Here is a 1,374-nt window from a genome sequence, read left to right as displayed (position 1 = left end):
GTCGCCGCCGGGCAGGCGTAGCGGGCGCAGGTGGCCGAGGCGCACGAACTCGCCGCCCGCCACCCACAGCAGCTCGCCGCCCCAGGCCTGGCCGTCGGTGCCGAGGCCGACGCCGTCGAGCGCCAGGCCGAGCACCGGACGCGCGTCGAAGCGGCCATGCTCGGCGAGTACCGCGCCGACGTGGGCGTGGTGGTGCTGCACGCCGATCGCCGGCACGCCCAGGCGCGCGGCGAGCGCGCAGGCGACGCGGGTGGAGTGGAAGTCGGGGTGGAGGTCGTGGGCGATCGCGCGCACGGGGGCGGCCGCCTGCGCGAGCAGGGCCAGCGCGGCCGGCTCCACCGCGCGGCAGGCGTCGGCGTTGTCGAGGTCGCCGAGGTTGGGGCCGAATTGTGCGCGGCCGTCCGCGAGCAGGCAGGCGGCGTGCTTGAACCAGGCGCCGAGGGCGAGGACGGGCAGCACGTCGGCGAGGCCGCTGGTGCCGATGGAGGGCAGCGAGAGCGCGAGGCCGGTCGGGGTGGACACGGCGTCGGCGGACACGGAGCTCGCCCTCGCCTCCACGCCGGCGACCAGAGTGGAGAGGCTCATGCGTGCGCGCCCGCGGCATGCCGCGCGCGCGCGGCGGCGAGCCCGGCCTCGATCCAGGCGATCCATTCGTCCAGGCCTTCGCCCGTGGTGGCCGAGGTCCGCAGCACGCGCAGGCGCGGATTCACCCGCAGCGCGAAGTCGATCGCGCGCCCGGCGTCGAAGGCGAGGTAGGGCAGCAGGTCGACCTTGTTGAGCAGCATCAGGTCGGCGGCGGCGAACATGTCCGGGTACTTGAGCGGCTTATCCTCGCCCTCGGTGACCGAGAGGATCGCCACCTTGTGCGCCTCGCCGAGGTCGAAGGCGGCCGGGCAGACGAGGTTGCCGACGTTCTCGATCAGCAGCAGGCTGTCCTCGGCGAGCGCCATGCGCGGCAGCGCGCGCGCGACCATGTCGGCGTCGAGATGGCAGCCCTTGCCGGTGTTGATCTGCAGCGCCGGCACGCCGGTGGCGCGGATGCGCTCGGCGTCGAACTCGGTCTGCTGGTCGCCCTCGATCACCGCCGCGGGCACGCGCCCGCCGAGCAGCTGCAGGGTGCGCACGAGCAGCGAGGTCTTGCCCGAGCCCGGGCTGGACACCAGGTTGAGCGCGAAGATGCCGCGCGCGGCCAGCCAGGCGCGGTTCTCCGCGGCGCGTGCGTCGTTCTTGCCGAGGATGTCGCGCTCGATCCTGAGCATCTGCGCCTGGCTGAGCCCGGGCGCGTGGGCGTGCGCCGGGCCGCTGCCGAAGTCGAGGTGGTGGCCGGGCGTGGCGTCGGGCGCGGGTGGCGGGGCCGGGGGCGGCGTCGCGGGC

The 1,374-nt window shown here is 75.5% G+C and carries 2 protein-coding genes; both read right to left on the bottom strand.

Going from position 1 to position 1,374, the window contains the following annotated elements:
- Positions 1 to 585, bottom strand: a 585-nt coding sequence (locus C667_RS22970) for a Kae1-like domain-containing protein (RefSeq protein ID WP_004388788.1), incomplete at its 3' end; no start/stop codon positions are given.
- On the bottom strand, positions 582 to 1,374 hold a 793-nt coding region (hypB, locus tag C667_RS22965), incomplete at its 5' end, for a hydrogenase nickel incorporation protein HypB (protein WP_004388786.1). The genes C667_RS22970 and hypB, both read right to left, overlap by 4 nt.

The sequence above is a fragment of the Thauera phenylacetica B4P genome, assembly GCF_000310225.1.
Classification (GTDB): Bacteria; Pseudomonadota; Gammaproteobacteria; order Burkholderiales; family Rhodocyclaceae; genus Thauera; species Thauera phenylacetica.
Note: the sequence above shows the minus strand (reverse complement) of the source record. Positions and strands in the feature narration are given on the sequence as shown.